The organism is Chryseolinea serpens, from assembly GCF_900129725.1.
GTDB classification, from domain to species: domain Bacteria; phylum Bacteroidota; class Bacteroidia; order Cytophagales; family Cyclobacteriaceae; genus Chryseolinea; species Chryseolinea serpens.
Genome location: NZ_FQWQ01000001.1, coordinates 975964 through 992528, shown reverse-complemented (window position 1 = coordinate 992528; position 16565 = coordinate 975964). Strand labels below are relative to the sequence as shown.

Genomic DNA, 16565 nt, shown 5'->3' with positions numbered 1-16565 from the left:
ACTTTGGCACACATGAATGGACAAAAAATCAAAGAACTATTTCCGTTGGGACTTATAGTAGCCGCGCTGATCTACACGGCAATGATTGTTTTGACGACTAATGTAATTTTGACACGTCAACATAGGATGGCCTATGGGCTGACAGCGATCGTCTTAGTAACCTATTTTCTGAATAAGCGGATTTCAAATATAATTCTCGGGGTGACGTTAGTGTTGGGGCTGCTAAACATCGTCGCCTTCACGCCAACAATTATGATCATCGGCGGCGGATTTAAGTTTGCGGCGCTGGACGCGGAGGTAATGTTGGGAATACAGCTATTTTCACTGTTGGTGTTCGTTGCATTTGTTTATGCGCACCGACGGGATTTTTCGGCATGGATAAATAAGGATGGACTATAAGTCACATGGATAAAGAAAGCGCCCCGTAATGATGGATGGATTTTCTAACGCGGTTACAATAAACGCCTCACCGGCCGAAGTATGGTCTGCTCTTACTGTGCCCGAACGAATGACAAAATGGATGGGGGATCCGGAGATGGGATTAGAGGTGCATGCCAGTTGGGGGATCGAAACACCGGTCCTTATTCGAGGATTTCATCACACAAAATTCGAGAATAAAGGCATTGTTCTTAAATATGAGAAGGAAAGAAGATTGAGCTATAGCCATTTGAGTTCAGTTTCCAGGCTTCCGGATAAGCAAGAAAACTACTCCATACTTGAATTTATCTTAACTCCGATTGAGAATCATACCCGATTGAACCTGACCATCGAAAACTTTCCGACTGACACCATTCGAAAGCATTTGGAATTCTATTGGAAAACGACGATGCTAACAATAAAGGAAAATGTGGAAAACGGCGGCGATGGCCGCCAACGAAGTGATAGTTAATCGCGGTAGCTTGGCATTCACCATTCTATTTAAGCGTTAGGATTGTACTAATGACACACTATGATGAAGCACTCTAAAACGGCATTCCTCTTATTTCTTGCTTTGTACCCATTGGTATCGTTTTGCCAGGACAATGAGCCAATTTTAAAAATCGGGCAAAAGATGTCAATACATTCCGAGGTCTTGAATGAGACCCGGGACGTATGGATATACCTGCCGCCCAACTATTCGGATAAATATTTTCAAGCGCAGCAATTTCCAGTGTTGTATGTCCTGGACGGCGACTTGAATTTCCATTCCTTGAGTGGACTCATTCAAATTTTAGGTTCCGGGATAAACCAGACATTTGTGGTACCTGAAATGATCATAGTGGCCATACCGAATACAAATCGCGTTAGGGAGCTCAATCCAACGCATTCAACAAAGGGAGTGGACGGTAAAGACTATGATTTTTTTCAGCCGAGTGGCGGCACGGATAACTTTTTGAAATTTATAACCAGCGAACTTGCCCCAAAAATTGAATCGACCTTTAGAACTTTTCCTTACCGGATCTTAATAGGTCACTCTTTCGGTGGACTTGCGGTCCTTCACGCCCTTTGCACCATACCGCAGGCTTTTAATGCCTATGTAGCGATCGACCCGAGTTTGTGGTGGGACAACCAATTGTTGCTTAAACAGAGACGTGACTATTTTAATACCGCAAATTTGAAGGGAAGGTCTTTGTACCTGGCGCAGGCGAATTCACTTAGGAGCTGGGATTCGAGTAACCCTCATTTTGAAGCCATAAAGGAATTCGCGACGTTTCTTGAGACACGAAATAAATCAGGCTTGCGATGGAAGTATAAATTCTACCCCGACGATGACCACTCATCGGTTGCGCTCATTAGCGAGTACGATGCCCTTAGATTTATTTTCGAGAAATACAGGGCCGACTATAGCACGATCTCCACGGCTGACCAGGTAAAATCACAATACCAGCAACTATCCCAAGAGTTGGGCGTTACGTTTTTGCCGCCTGAAAGGATAACCCAATTTTTGGGCAGCATATATCTGTCGCTTGGAAAATATGACGTGGCGCAAGGGTTCTTTCAAATGAATTTGGACAACTACCCGAACAGCTCTAGTGCGTTCGCGAATATGGGACAGTACTGGAAAAGTAGGGGAGATAAGAAGAAAGCCCTGGGATATTACGAGAAGTCTGTGAAAATATTTCCAGAAAACGAGGATTCGGTAAGTAATATTGAGAATTTGAAGAAGGATCTTGGCGGCGTGAAGTAGTCCATACGGGCGACGATTGATATGAACAAACTCCTGACACTGATAATCTTAGTTGCCATTTCGTGTTTACTCGCCGGGCTCTATGGAATACTTCACGACCAATTGACCTACACGATTTCCCCGGAATACTATACAAAATTCAAGTTTTACCAATTTGGTCTCATGGACCTGGGGAGCGAGGCGATCTTTCCAAATCCAAGAATAGAAGTCGCGGCAGTGGGACTGCGGGCAACCTGGTGGATGGGGATACCGATTGGAGCAGTCCTCGGACTTGTTGGACTAATCCACAGAGACTGGCGGACAATGCTTAAGGTGACGCTCAAAGCGTTTCTTATTACCGTTCTAATTGCCTTTGCCACCGGGCTTATCGGACTCGCCTATGGGCATATTTACCTGGCGAGCAAGCCAAGGGCAGAATTTGCAAATTGGTACCTACCCGACAACTTGGTAGATTTTGCAAGCTTCATCCAAGTTGGCTCCATGCACAATTTTAGCTATTTGGGCGGGCTGAACGGACTTATTGGCGGACTTGTTTACACGATTGTGCAATGGAGAACTGAAACAAATAAGAATAGAAGGGAAGACAATAAAGACCTTTGTAACTCCAGACCGGTAAATATTTTGATAATGAGACTAACAAACGTGATAATCATGTTCGTTACTATGGGTTCGCAGCAATGTTATGCCCAGCGAAGCTATGACTCTATCCTTTCCGTAAGACTCGCAGAGATAAAGGGTCAGCAAGCATTTGATAATGGCATTGTTCTTTATGATGAAGATTCCGGCTATGGGTCGACTTTTCCGCTCTGGGACGAGGCGATGGCGTTCTATCAAGACGATATGGTAGTCTTCAAAGGGAGAACTTACCGGGCGCTTCAAGACAGCAAAGGAAAGAGACCGTCAACTTCACCTCAACTATGGCAATTGGACAAAGAGCCTATGCCATATCTTTTCTTAAGAGATACGGCCAGGATAGAGGACCTTAGATCGTTGCTGAAATCGAATCATCCTTACATTCGAACGTATGCTTTGGGAGCGCTCGCCTATCGCAAAGCGGGCGGTCTGTTTCAGGTTGTTGTCGATAATTTAAAAGACACTACCAGGATGATGCAGATGACGAGCGATTTTGGATACGAGGTTTGTCCCGCCGACCTGATGTTGGAGTACACGATCAAGGAATTCAACAACGCTCAAAAGGATACTCTTAAAAAATTGATTTTGACCAAGTACACGCATTTGAATGTACTGGAAGAGATCTTAATTTTTCATAAGCCAGTGTTAGAAGACTATTCGTTGATCAAGTCAATGGTACGCAATGGTCTTAAAGATAAATTCGGACTTATCGCATTGTCCGCCTATTGCAAACCGGAGGACATTGAATTTATAAGAACTGGATTTGAGCTTGATCGCTTTAATGTTCACTATGGCGGCTATAAGGTCTTTTTCAAAGCCATTGAGAATTTCCCCGACAAAGCTTTCAAACAAGATTTAATCGCCTGTGCGTCGCGTGAAATGCAAGGCGATATTTGGATTGATGAATATTATGTTCGTGCACTGGCAAGCTACAAGGACCAGGAATGTCTTGCCGTTTTGAAAGAGCTTTCAAAGAAAGAAAATGGTGTCAGGATGGAAAATCTAGCGACAATATATAGATCCCTTAGAAGGCACTATTCTCCCCTATACGATTCGCTAATAAAAGAAATAAAAAATGAGATTGCGGAAAAAGATTTACTCGAAAGCAGGTTAAACTACATTGAGGAGAGTCCTTGGAACTACGAATGACTGCAATAGAGGAATTTGAATGCCCACCTTACGAAGAATTTGTGAAGCGCATGAGCTTGGTGGGAAAGTTGCCAATTTTTGTGGAATCGAAACAGAATGGATGTGCTGAATGAAATCATCCGCCTGGCAACGAAACTACCCCTTCGGCCTTGAACTCCTGATCTTCTGCCCCGGATACTTCTTAGGTTTATACATCTTGTGGTTCCCCTTCAAACTCTTAGCCCGCTCCACATCACCCTTCTCAAAATCAAGATACCTCGAAATCCCAAACGTCAGCTGCGCAAACATATCGCGTCGGGCGCCTGGCAGATCGTATAGGGTAGAGTTGGTGTTAAGCTTAGCAAGGTAAGCATCGGTCCGCGGATCAAATAACCCATAGTTCACCCGGAAATCAAACGACACCCGCCAGTGATCCGACACATCCCAGTCGGAGCGGAACCCTGCGGCAACAAAGACCTGCATGGGGCGGTAGTCCTGTTTGGAATTGATCACATAGTTGTCCACCGCCGGCACTTTCACGCCGTCATACTGCACTTCATAGTCCGGGGGTAGGATAGGGTACACGTTGGGCGAGAAGGTGAGTTTGGTGGCGCTGTGGGAAACCTCATCTTTTCCATCCAGCAGATACGATGCACTGATCGAGGCCACCGCGCTGAACTTGAAGAACGACAAATTGAGCATGTGCACTTTGATCGTCGCGGGAATGTTCAGATACTTCAGGTTGATCTTGCGAAGACCATCCTGCCCGCCTACGGTGTTGATAACATAATAATTTTGCCCGATGTTGATCAGCCCCGGGCTCACCATAAAGCCGAAGCGTTCATAGTCCATTCCGAAATTGACGCCGATGGGAGCGAACTTTAATTCGTAGCGGCCTTTGTATCGCGGATCGTTGTTGATACCCTGGTCGTTGCTAAAGGCGACGGAAGTGCCGGTGAAAACACCCAGGGACATGGAGTATTGTTGCGCCCACACGGACAGACTGCTGAAAACCAATAGACTAACGATACAAAACTTGCTCATTATGGGCCGCTGGTGATTAAAAAATGTCCTTAAAGTAAGCATTTAGGCTTTAATTGCGGCTAATCCAGCCGTTCATTGGTTTTTTGAGCTGTTAATTCGGCGTTAAAATTCTTTAAATTTTGCATTACTTCGCAACTGTTATTTTGCCTGACGAGACTGCATGAAAATACCCGCCCAGAATTTCTTTGCCGGCTATCGCTGGCGGACCAACCTGTACACCGCGCTAGCCCTTCGCCTGTTATTGGTCATGTTCCTGCTCAGCGTTTGCCGGGTGTTCTTTTACTTATTCAATATAAATTTCTTTCCCGACATGACCATCGCGAATTTCGTGCGGCTCATGGCGGGCGGCCTGCGTTTTGACCTGGTCACGGCGCTCTATCTCAACCTCCTGTTCATCCTGCTCATGATCCTCCCGGTCGATTGGCGTTTCAACCGCTATTATCAGCAGACCCTGAAATACATCTTCTTCGTCACCAATGGCGTGGCCCTGGCCATGAACGTAGCCGACTTCATCTACTACCGCTTCACCTTGCGCCGCACCACCGCCGATGTGTTTCGCCAATTCGACAACGAGACCAACCTCGCCGGATTGTGGATGCGCTTTGTTATCGACTATTGGTACGCCACGCTGTTCCTGGTGGCGTTGCTGGCGGTGATGGTGTGCCTCTATAACACCGTGAAGATCACCGGCCCTCAACTGAAGAACCGGGTCGCTTATTATACGCTGGGCGGCCTCGCCATACCCTTGATCGCTTTGGGTGTGGTCGGCGGCATTCGCGGCGGTTTTGGTGAAAGCACGCGCCCCATCACGCTGAGCAATGCGGGTGAATATGTGAAAGACCCCCGCGACATCAGCATCGTACTCAACACGCCGTTTGCACTCCTGCGAACGCTGGGCAAAACCAAGCTCGTGCCCCTGCACTATTTTTCGGATCATGAATTAGCAGACCTCTACACACCCGTACATCACCCGCACGACACTGCAGCCTTTCGTCCCGACAACGTGGTGGTGATCATCCTGGAAAGTTTCTCCAAGGAATTCTTCGGCTTCTTCAACAAAGATAAGGAAGGGGGGCATGGGGGGTACACTCCGTTCCTCGACTCGCTTATCCAACACAGCCGCACCTACGAATATTCCTTTGCCAACGGCCGCAAGTCCATCGACGGGTTGCCGTCGGTGGTGGCCAGCATACCTTCGCTGGGCGTGCCGTATTTTCTTTCGCCCTATTCGGGGAACCGGATCAACAGCCTGGCGTCGCTGCTAAAGGAGAAGCAATATCACACCGCCTTCTTTCACGGGGCGCCCAATGGATCCATGGGCTTTCAGGCCTTCATGAACATCGCCGGTGTGGAAGAATATTATGGAAAGACCGAATACAACAACGACGCCGATTACGACGGCATCTGGGGCATCTGGGACGACAAATTCCTGGAGTTCTATGCCGACAAGATGAATGAGTTCCAACAGCCGTTCATGTCGTCTTTGTTCACCGTGTCGTCGCATCACCCGTTCAAGGTCCCGGAGGAATACGAAGGTGTTTTCAAGGGCGGGCCGATGGTGATCCACAAATGCATCCAGTACACCGACTTTGCGTTGAAGAAATTCTTCCGGAAGGCGTCGGCCATGCCGTGGTACAAGAACACCCTCTTTGTCATCACCGCCGATCACACCTCATCCGAAATCGAATTTCCCGACGGCCGCACCGACCTGGGCTTCTACAAGATCCCCGTCATCTTTTTCAAACCCGACAACTCGCTGGCCGGCTATGACCAACAGCATATCGTTCAACAGATCGACATCATGCCCACGGTGTTGGGCTACCTGCACTATGATCAACCTTATGTAGCCTTCGGACGCGATGCCTTCCACGACAGTGAAGAGCCTTTTTCGTTCAACTATAAAGACAACGTCTACCAGCTCGTGGAGGGTGATCACCTGTTACAATACGACGGCAACAAGTCTGTGGGACTTTTCAATTTCAAAACGGATAAAATGCTGAAGACGAACCAGCTGGATCAGAAGCTTCCCGTACAGGATTCCCTGGAAACAAAAATGAAGGCCATTCTGCAACAGTACAATAACCGCATGATCGGCGATAGCCTCACGGTGAAAGCTTCGCCCATTTCAAAGCGATAGTATTTTGTAGACCGGTTGGATCAGGCCAGGTTGTGATAGACGTTTTGCACGTCGTCGTCGGCTTCCAGGGCTTCCACGCATTTGAGTACTTCGTCCTGTTGGTCTTCGGGTAGTTCTTTGGTGGTGGTGGGCACGTATTGGAGCTCAGAGCTTTTGGCTTCCAGGCCTTTGGATTCGAGGAATTTAGCCATGTGGCCAAACTCAGTGAATTTGGTGTAGACAATCGTGTCTTCATCCCCGCGCTCGATGTCCTCGGCGCCGGCGTCGATGAGGTCGAGTTCGTATTCGTCGAGGTTGAGTTTGGAGGGTTCGAACTTGAAAACGCCTTTGCGTTCGAACATGAAGGCTACCGATCCGGAATTGCCCATGGCGCCCCCGTTCTTGCTGAAGGCGAGGCGTATGTTGGCCACCGTGCGGGTGGGATTATCCGTGGCACATTCCACGACAATGGGCACACCGTGTGGTGCATAGCCCTCGTATACTACTTCCTGAAAATCCTTTTCCTCTTTTGAAGAAGCCCGGCGGATGGCTGCATCCACGCGGTCCTTAGGCATGTTCACACCCCGCGCGTTTTGAATACACATCCGCAGCTTGGGATTGTTCTCGGGCAAGGGCCCCCCATGTTTCACGGCGATGGCGATGTCTTTACCGATGCGCGAAAAAGCTTTGGCCATCCGGTCAAAGCGTGCGAACATCTTATGTTTTCGTTTTTCAAATACGCGGCCCATGGTTATTCGTTTTTTGAGTGTGGCAAAATTAGAGGAGATCGCGAATTAGGCAAGCCGCGTGGAAAGAGTTCTGTGAATTTATAGGTGTTCCGTGATTTCAGGCCACCGAAAACCACTAGGCGACCGCATCCCCAAAGCCCGTTCGGGCAGCTGTTCCGACGCAACGTTGTGAAGGTTTTATTGCAAGGAAAATTCCAATATTTAGCACATATCCTACATTATCAGCCACTTGCCCATGCCTAATCCTCCAAATAAAGGGCTGCAAGGCTAAAATGCTGTTTTTTAGTGCGGTAATGGCCAAAATAGAAAGTTACCTTTAAAGTTTCGGCAGCATACAGTTCAGAAATTTCTTTATTTTTGTCGGTCTACAGTTTGCGAATATGCGTTTTCGACGCCAAATCTTACTTTCTCTACTATTTTGTGCCCTAACCGGGCTCAACTACGGCCAAATCGTTCCGGTAATTACAGGTCAAAACCCTGACCCTGTGCCGGTTGATGAAGACCAACCCCTCGTTATCGACCTCGCCAACCTGGTGGTGGACGACGCCGACAATATTTACCCGGATGATTTCTCGCTGACCGTAAATGCGGGTACCAACTACTCCGTCAGCGGCACCACGATCACACCGGATCTCAATTTTAGCGGTCCTTTGCCTGTGAGCGTGGAGGTGAACGACGGGGCCAACGAAAGTGCTCCCTTCAACCTGAACGTGGTGGTGAATGCCGTGAACGATCCACCCACCATCACCGGGCAGACCCCGGATCCTGTGCCGGTAAACGAAGACCAGCCCCTCAGCATCGACCTCACCAACCTGGTGGTGGCAGACCCCGACAATACGTATCCGACTGATTTCTCATTGATCGTAAACGCCGGTTCCAACTACTCCGTCAATGGTACCACGATCACTCCCCAACTTAATTTTAGCGGCCCCTTGCCCGTGAGTGTGGAAGTGAACGACGGGACCAACGAAAGTGCTCCCTTCAACCTCAACGTGGTGGTGAACGCCGTGAACGATCCCCCCGACATCACCGGCCAAAATGTGATCAACACGGCGGAAGAAACGCCGGTGACCGTCCAGATCAGCGACCTCACCATTTCCGACCCTGATAATGTTCCCGCCGATTTCTCGGTCATCATCTCACCTGGTAGCGACTACACGGCCAGTGGCGATGTTGTTACACCAAATCTGAATTTTACCGGGATGCTCACCGTAAACATTCAAGTGAGCGACGGCGTCAACGTCAGCACCTCGTATCCCTTGAAGATCAACGTGACCCCTGTCAACGATACTCCAGTCATCACGGGCCAGAATCCGGTCTCCACCTTGGAGAATATTCCGTTCACCGTAGCCACGACGGACCTGATCATATCCGACCCCGACGATTCCTATCCTGCCGGCTTCACCACTTCCGTGCTGCCCGGAGCCAACTATCTTGCGGTGGGTAATCTCGTCACGCCGGCGCTTGGCTTTTCCGGAACCCTGATCGTAAAGGTCCAGGTAAGCGACGGTACTGCGTCCAGCAATGTCTTCGACCTGAATGTGACGGTCGGACCGGTCAACGATCCACCCGTGATCATCGGGCAGAACGCTGTCTCCATGTTGGAAGACCAGACCCGCACCATGGTGGTGACCGACGTACTCATCCTGGACCTGGACGATACCTATCCCGGCGGCTTCACCCTCACGGTGCTTCCCGGAACAAATTATGCCTTCGCAGGTAACGTCGTGACGCCCGCATTGAATTTCAACGGTCCCCTTACGGTAAATGTAAAAGTAAATGACGGTGATGCAGATAGCAGTCCTTTTGGTGTAGCGGTCACGGTGACGCCCGTGAACGACCCGCCGAGCATTACGGGACAAAACACGGTAACGATCAACGAAAGTCAAGCCAGGACGATCCAGTTTTCGGACTTGTTGGTAAGTGACGTAGACAATTCATACCCGACTGGCTTCACGTTGTCGGTAGCGGCCGGTGCAAACTATGCGGTGGCCGGTAACACGATAACGCCAAACGCTGGATTCTCCGGCACCCTTTCTGTGAACGTCAGCGTCAGCGATGGCGCCGCCGGCAGCGGGACGTTCCCGTTGCAGGTGAACGTTGTGCCGGTGAATGATCCCCCGGTCATTTCCGGTCAGAATGTGGTTTCCATGGCGGAAGATCAAAGCCGGCTCATCCAGGTAACGGACGTGCTCATCACCGATCCGGACGACACATATCCCGGCGGATTTACGCTCACCGTGTTGCCCGGCACCAACTATACTGCTTCCGGGAACACCATCACACCGGTCTTGAATTTTAACGGTACCCTTACCGTCAATGTGAAGGTAAACGACGGCGATGCGGATAGCCCTACGTTTGGTTTGTCCGTTACGGTTACACCGGTAAACGATGCTCCAGTCATCACGGGTCAGGTGGCCGTGTCAACGGCCGAGGATACACCGAAGCTCATCGCGTTGGCCAATGTTACGGTATCCGATCCCGACAACACAACGTTTACCCTGGTGGTCGAAGCGGGCACCAGTTATACTTTTTCCGGCAACACCATCACGCCGGCATTGAATTTTAACGGGACCCTTTCGGTGAATGTACATGTGAGTGACGGTACGGCGGTTAGCGCATCATTTCCGCTGCAGGTAACAGTCACCCCGGTGAACGATGTGCCCGTCATCAACGGCCAGGCAACCCTTTCCACACCGGAGGAAACGGCCTACACGATCCCCATCACAGCCCTGGCGGTGACCGACCCTGACAACGCTTTCCCTACAGGCTTTACGATGACGGTAGGAGCGGGGGCCAACTATACCTTGTCGGGCGCTACCGTGACGCCCGCCGCGAATTTTACCGGCATTCTGACCATAAATGTGCTGGTGAACGATGGCACCGCCAACAGCGCCGTGTTCCCGCTGAAGATCACGGTCACCCCCGTCAACGACCCTCCGGTCATCACGGCGCAGTCGCCGCTGACGGTGGCCGAAGACGGCTCCATTACCCTGCAACTGTCGCAATTCACCGTGACCGACATCGACAACACGACCGGCTTTTCACTCAGTGTAGGATCGGGATCAAACTATACCGTATCCGGCCTGACGGTTACTCCCGCAACAAATTATAACGGCCCCCTGACCGTACCCGTCACCGTGAGCGACGGAACAAGTTCCAGTGCCGTCTTCAATGCCAGCATCACCGTGACACCGGTAAATGATGCGCCACAGATCACGGGTCAGGTGCCGTTGACCATCGCGGAAGTCCAACCCATACCGCTCACACTCTCGCAGCTGACAGTGCTGGACCCCGACAACACCTATCCCAACGACTTCACGCTCTTCGTACTGGCGGGAGCAAATTATTCCGTTTCCGGAAATGTGGTGACACCGGCACCCAACTTCAGCGGTACGTTGCTGGTGAAAGTGTTTGTAAGCGACGGCACGGCAAACAGTCCGTTCTACAATTTGCAGATCTCGGTGAACGCAACGAACGATCCGCCGGTGATCACCGGACAGCAGGCCTTGGCAGTCAATGAAGACAATCCCATCACCATCGTGCTGGCCAACGTCACGGTGACCGACCCGGACAATACCACGGCGGATATGACGCTGACCGTATTGGCGGGAACAGGCTACACATTTTCCGGGAATACAGTGACGCCGTCGCTGAACTTCAATGGAACGCTTACGGTCAAAGTCAAAGTGAACGATGGCACGGTGGACAGTGCGCCGTTCAACCTGCAGGTGACCGTGAACCCTGTCAACGATCCGCCCGTGATCAACAGCCAGGGAACACTTTCCACGAACGAAGACACCCCGCTGACGCTGGTGGTGGCAAACTTCAACATCTCAGATCCCGATAATGCGTCAGGCTTTATTCTTTCGGTTGGGGCTGGCACTAACTATACGCTCTCGGGAACAAATCAAATCTCGCCGGCATCGAACTTCAACGGTGTGCTGACGGTGCCGGTAACCGTGAGCGATGGGACATCATCCAGTGGCACCTTCAACGCGTCCGTAACCGTGAAACCCGTGAACGACCCACCGACCATCACCGGGCAGGTGCCTTTGTTTACGATAGAGGACACGCCCCTGATCCTGGACTTTTCAAACCTGACGGTTAGCGATGTAGACAATACCTATCCCACCGGCTTTACGATGATCGTCACGGCGGGTGCCAATTATACGGTATCGGCGGGCCCGAAGATCACGCCGTCGTTGGATTTCAATGGTGTATTGACGGTGAATATACAAGTGTCGGATGGCGCTGCGACCAGCGCTGTTTTTCCGTTGAAGATCACCGTCACCGACGATGCGGACGCGCCGACCATCACCGGCCAAAACCCGGTGACCATAGCCGAAGATGCCACACGCGTGATTGCCTTCACGGACCTCAAAGTGACGGACGCCGACAGCAACTATCCCGACGACTTTAAACTCACCGTGCTGGCTGGCACCAACTACACAGCGGCACCGGATAATACCATAACCCCTGCGGCAAATTTCTCAGGAAACTTGGCGGTCAACGTGCGGGTGAACGACGGCACAGCCAACAGCAACGTCTTCCCGCTGCAGGTGACCGTGACCCCCGTCAACGATCCACCAAGCTTCGATCCGCTCAACAACATCACCATCACCGAAGACGCGGCGACACAGACCTTCACCATCCAAAACATATCCGCCGGTCCGCTCGAAGCCAGCCAGCAACTTTCGTTGACGGTGGTCTCTGACAATACAGCCCTGATCCCTCAACCCACCTTCACCTACAACGGAACAGCCACCACGGCAACCGTTGCGTTCAAACCACTGCCCGATGCTTTCGGTGTGGCCACCATCACGGTGAAGATACTGGACACAGGTTTTGCGGAGCATTCAACCACCTTCACCATCACCGTCAACCCGGTGAACGATGCACCAACGCTCAACCCGATCGCCTACGGGCCCATTTTGGAAGATGCCGATCTTCAGCTCATTCCGCTCGCAGGTATTTCAACGGGGGGAGGAGAGGACCAGGTGCTGACCGTTACGGCATCTACCAACAAACCCGAATTGTTCGAGATCCTGGAAGTAGTGTACACCAGTCCGCAAGCCACGGGGACGTTGAAGGTAAAAACAAAAGCCAACGCCAATGGCACGGCGCAATTCACGGTTCGTGTGCAAGACGATGGCCCGGGCACACCGGCGCCGAACGTCAACTTTGTCACGCAAGTCTTTAATCTCGCCATCACCCCCGTGAATGACCTGCCGGTGTTCACCTCACAACCCATTGTGCTGACCGAGGCCGGCAAGCCTTACGAATACATCGTGGAAGTGACCGACGTCGAGGGTGACGCCATCACGCTCACGGCACCCACCAAACCGTCGTGGGTCACGTTTACGTTGTTGGGAAATGGCAAAGCAAGACTGGCAGGCACGCCGCCGCTGACCGCCTCCGGCCCGGTGGACATCAAACTGCAGGCTAAGGATGGGTCGGCAACACTGGTGGACCAGGCCTACAAACTCGTAGTGAATTCGCGCCCGGTGCTAAAACCGTTTGCCGTGAGCACCCCGGAGGATACGCCCTATCCCTTCACGATCGCCCAGTTTGCCGCCGCCTATTCGGATGCCGACGGCAATCCCATTGTCGAGATTCAGATCACCCAACTTCCCCAGCGCGGCCGCCTGACCGTGAACAACGCACCGGTCGCGCAAGGCGACAAGATCTCAGCCGGTTTGTTGTCGACCCTGAAATACTTACCCCAACAAGACTCCACGGGAGCCGACACGCTGCGGTGGATGGCGAGCGATGGATTTCTCTATAGTCTTGCCGATACGCATGTGGCAATTGACGTAAAACCGGAGAACGATCCACCGGTCATCACCTTCATAGAATCGGATACCCTGAAGTACGAACTAGGCACCGAGGTGCCCGTAGCCTTCTCACCCCAATTCGACGCCTACGATCCCGATAAAGACGACCTCACAGGAGCAGAAATTGGATTCCGCCAGGAGAACTACCGGTTGCTGAACGAAATGCTCCTCTTCACCAACACCACCAACATCAAAGGCACCTTCAATCCAAACTCCGGCGTGCTGAGCCTCACAGGCAAAGCAACCGCCAGGGAATACAGGGACGCCATACGCTCCGTCAAATACAACTATATCAATGCGGTGGACATTATCCTGGATTCGCGTACCGTATACGTCACATTGACCGATGGCAAGAGCTTTAGCGAAACGAAGGACCGCGTCATTACCTTGATCTACAACTTCCGGGACCTGGACATTCCAACGGCCTTCACACCCAACGGCGACCAGGCCAACGAAACCTGGGTCATCTCTTCGGCCAACGGCACGGACCAATACCAGGATGCCGAGGTAAGCGTATACAACAAAAGAGGCACATTGCTGTTTCGTACACAGGGGTTCGACACGCATTGGAATGGAACATACAACGGCGAGGTATTGCCGGTGGACACCTACTTCTATACCATAGACTTGAAATTCAACAAGGTTCGCTATAAGGGGACCGTAACCATTTTACGCTAAGAAGAAATGGGAAGATTTTTACCGATCGTGCTTTTGTGTCTCACGATTTCCACGGCGAGGGCGCAGTACGTGCCCAACAGCAACCAGGGATTTCAGTTCATGTCCATGTTCAACCCGGCCTTTGCGGGCGTGGAGGGATACCAGGACCTGAAGCTGGGCTATCGCTATCAATGGGCCGGCTTTGGAAAAAATGCGCCGAAGTTTATTAACCTCGCCTATACGGTGCGCATCAAAGAACCGTTGGACCTGAACATGAACTCGACCCGCACGGGAACCGTCGATCCGCAGAAAAAGAACGAAGAGGTACCCGGCATCAAGAAGAGCATTCAGGCCCTGGGCATAAACGTGTTCAACGAAAACATCGGCGTCATGAAACGGCTTGGCGGTGGCATCACATATGCGTTTCACTACCCGGTAGGGAAAAAGGCCATGCTGTCTACCGGCCTCAGCGTGCTCATCGACAACACGAAGATCGACGTCAGTAAATTATACCTGGGCATAAACGCACAACCCGATCAGTTTTACCAGGACTTGGTGGCCAACGGCGCGAACCACACCAATCTCAATGTACGAGCAGGCATCATGGTATATGGGCCGCGCTACTATTTTGGGGTGTCATACTTGCCGCTGGTGAATTCTGTCCTCAAAACCTCGGAGGCAGCGTTTAGCGATCAGTTCTATAAAGGCTCGGCGCAAGCCGGCGTGTCCTTTCCCGTCAGCCCGGCCGTCGACATCAAGCCGAGTGTGTTGGTGTTGATGCAGGAAGACAATAAGTTTCTGATCGACTACAATGTGAAAGTATACCTGGAGCAGAAACTGTGGTTTGGTGTCACCTATCGCGATATAAAGAGCATTGTGGGCACCGTTGGGTTCAACCTGAATGAAAAGCTCGGCGCTTCGTATTCCTATGAAGTATCGTCCGGAGGCATGCAGCAGTTCAGCAGCGGAAGCCACGAACTGGTGATCGCCCTGCGGTTGAACAACACCAAGCGCCTCAGCCAGCAAATTTGGTGATTCAACCTGCGACCCTGGGGTTTTAAGGTGGAACACGTATATTTACGCCCCGTATGATAAAAGATAAAGTGTGGCTGTCTTCTCCTCACATGGGAGAAGCCGAAGCCAGGTTTGTAACAGAGGCCTTTGAGACCAATTGGGTCTCGCCCGTTGGTCCCCATATCCCAGCATTTGAAGAGGCCCTGGCCAAGTATAACAACATCCCCCACTGCGCAGCCCTCAGTTCCGGCACGGCGGCCATCCACCTGGCCCTGATCCTGCTCGATGTAAAACCCGGAGACGAGGTAATCTGCTCAAGCTTTACTTTTTCAGGATCTTGTAATCCCATTGCGTATCAGGGTGCTACACCCGTGTTTGTGGATTCCGAGACGTCGACCTGGAACATGGACCCGGCGTTGCTCGAGGAAGCCATCGCCGATCGTCGTCGCAAGACCGGCAGAAAACCCAAGGCTATCATCGCTGTGCACCTCTATGGCACTCCAGCCCGTATTGAAGATATTATGACCGTGGCCCGCCGCCACGAGATTCCCGTGATCGAGGACGCAGCCGAGGCTCTGGGAGCCACCTATAAAGGCAAGCGCCTGGGCACGTTTGGCGACTTCGGGATCTATTCGTTCAACGGGAATAAGATCATCACGACATCGGGTGGTGGCGCGTTAGTGTCGGAAAACGAAGCCTGGATAAAAAAGGCCCGGTTCCTGTCCACACAGGCGCGTGATCCTGCACCGCACTATCAACACAGCGAGATCGGCTACAACTATCGCCTCAGCAACATTTGTGCAGGCATTGGCCGGGGCCAAATGATGGTCCTGGATGAACGCGTGCGCCAACGGAGAGCAAATTTTGAATACTATACCCGCGAGCTTGGGTCTATTCCCGGCTTGTATTTTCTGCCAGAGCCGGAACACAGTTTCAGCAACCGCTGGCTCACCACGATGCTGATCGACCCGGCGGGTACCCATGGCGTTACCCGCGAAGACATTCGCCTGGCGTTGGAAGCCGCAAACATCGAAAGCCGTCCGCTGTGGAAGCCGATGCACGCGCAACCGGTGTTCAAAGATGCACCATCCTATGTCAACGGCGTGTCCGACAGACTTTTCGATCAGGGACTGTGCTTGCCTTCGGGATCCAATTTGCCCGTAGCCGACCGAAGCCTGGTGGTGGAGATCATAAAAAAGGTATTACAGAAAGCGTAGACC

Annotated in this window: 10 protein-coding genes; 8 read left to right on the top strand and 2 right to left on the bottom strand. The window is 51.5% G+C overall.

Going from position 1 to position 16565, the window contains the following annotated elements; genetic code table 11:
* Positions 1 to 12: 12 nt before the first annotated feature.
* The 4 genes from BUB30_RS03860 to BUB30_RS35040 are packed head-to-tail and all read left to right on the top strand — an operon-like array spanning position 13 to position 3949.
* On the top strand, positions 13 to 399 hold the full coding sequence (locus tag BUB30_RS03860) for a hypothetical protein (RefSeq protein ID WP_073131214.1): 387 nt from the start codon (positions 13 to 15) through the stop codon (positions 397 to 399).
* A 28-nt stretch (positions 400 to 427) separates the two neighbouring features.
* Positions 428 to 889, top strand: a complete 462-nt coding sequence (locus tag BUB30_RS03855) for an SRPBCC family protein (protein ID WP_073131212.1) — start codon at positions 428 to 430, stop codon at positions 887 to 889.
* A gap of 60 nt (positions 890 to 949) precedes the next feature.
* On the top strand, positions 950 to 2167 hold the full coding sequence (locus BUB30_RS03850) for an alpha/beta hydrolase-fold protein (RefSeq protein WP_073131210.1): 1218 nt from the start codon (positions 950 to 952) through the stop codon (positions 2165 to 2167).
* 21 nt (positions 2168 to 2188) lie between these two features.
* Positions 2189 to 3949, top strand: a complete 1761-nt coding sequence (locus BUB30_RS35040; RefSeq protein WP_073131208.1) for a hypothetical protein — start codon at positions 2189 to 2191, stop codon at positions 3947 to 3949.
* A 135-nt stretch (positions 3950 to 4084) separates the two neighbouring features.
* On the opposite strand, the gene BUB30_RS03840 is transcribed toward BUB30_RS35040, so the two are convergent.
* Positions 4085 to 4972, bottom strand: a complete 888-nt coding sequence (locus tag BUB30_RS03840; protein WP_178377011.1) for an outer membrane beta-barrel protein — start codon at positions 4970 to 4972, stop codon at positions 4085 to 4087.
* Between the two features lie 160 nt (positions 4973 to 5132).
* Between BUB30_RS03840 and BUB30_RS03835 the strand changes: the two genes are divergently transcribed.
* A complete protein-coding gene (locus BUB30_RS03835; protein ID WP_073131204.1) occupies positions 5133 to 7109 on the top strand; it encodes an LTA synthase family protein in 1977 nt (658 codons plus the stop codon).
* A 20-nt stretch (positions 7110 to 7129) separates the two neighbouring features.
* Here BUB30_RS03835 and BUB30_RS03830 read toward each other — a convergent pair whose 3' ends face one another.
* On the bottom strand, positions 7130 to 7837 hold the full coding sequence (locus tag BUB30_RS03830) for a YebC/PmpR family DNA-binding transcriptional regulator (RefSeq protein ID WP_073131202.1): 708 nt from the start codon (positions 7835 to 7837) through the stop codon (positions 7130 to 7132).
* Between the two features lie 485 nt (positions 7838 to 8322).
* Here BUB30_RS03830 and BUB30_RS03825 point away from each other — a divergent pair, with 485 nt between their 5' ends.
* The 3 genes from BUB30_RS03825 to BUB30_RS03815 are packed head-to-tail and all read left to right on the top strand — an operon-like array spanning position 8323 to position 16562.
* Positions 8323 to 14352: a T9SS type B sorting domain-containing protein gene (locus tag BUB30_RS03825; protein ID WP_073131200.1), complete on the top strand. Its 6030-nt coding sequence runs from the start codon at positions 8323 to 8325 to the stop codon at positions 14350 to 14352.
* A gap of 6 nt (positions 14353 to 14358) precedes the next feature.
* Entirely contained in the window at positions 14359 to 15366 is a 1008-nt protein-coding gene (locus BUB30_RS03820; RefSeq protein WP_073131198.1) for a PorP/SprF family type IX secretion system membrane protein, read from the top strand.
* Positions 15367 to 15419: 53 nt separating this feature from the next.
* Positions 15420 to 16562, top strand: coding sequence for a DegT/DnrJ/EryC1/StrS family aminotransferase (locus BUB30_RS03815; RefSeq protein WP_073131196.1), 1143 nt, complete (start codon positions 15420 to 15422; stop codon positions 16560 to 16562).
* Positions 16563 to 16565 lie beyond the last annotated feature (3 nt).

Coding starts and splice junctions, on each gene's coding strand:
- BUB30_RS03860 (WP_073131214.1), top strand. CDS start 13: ATGAATGGACAAAAAATCAAAGAACTATTTCCGTTGGGACTTATAGTA.
- BUB30_RS03855 (WP_073131212.1), top strand. CDS start 428: ATGATGGATGGATTTTCTAACGCGGTTACAATAAACGCCTCACCGGCC.
- BUB30_RS03850 (WP_073131210.1), top strand. CDS start 950: ATGATGAAGCACTCTAAAACGGCATTCCTCTTATTTCTTGCTTTGTAC.
- BUB30_RS35040 (WP_073131208.1), top strand. CDS start 2,189: ATGAACAAACTCCTGACACTGATAATCTTAGTTGCCATTTCGTGTTTA.
- BUB30_RS03840 (WP_178377011.1), bottom strand. CDS start 4,972: ATGAGCAAGTTTTGTATCGTTAGTCTATTGGTTTTCAGCAGTCTGTCC.
- BUB30_RS03835 (WP_073131204.1), top strand. CDS start 5,133: ATGAAAATACCCGCCCAGAATTTCTTTGCCGGCTATCGCTGGCGGACC.
- BUB30_RS03830 (WP_073131202.1), bottom strand. CDS start 7,837: ATGGGCCGCGTATTTGAAAAACGAAAACATAAGATGTTCGCACGCTTT.
- BUB30_RS03820 (WP_073131198.1), top strand. CDS start 14,359: ATGGGAAGATTTTTACCGATCGTGCTTTTGTGTCTCACGATTTCCACG.
- BUB30_RS03815 (WP_073131196.1), top strand. CDS start 15,420: ATGATAAAAGATAAAGTGTGGCTGTCTTCTCCTCACATGGGAGAAGCC.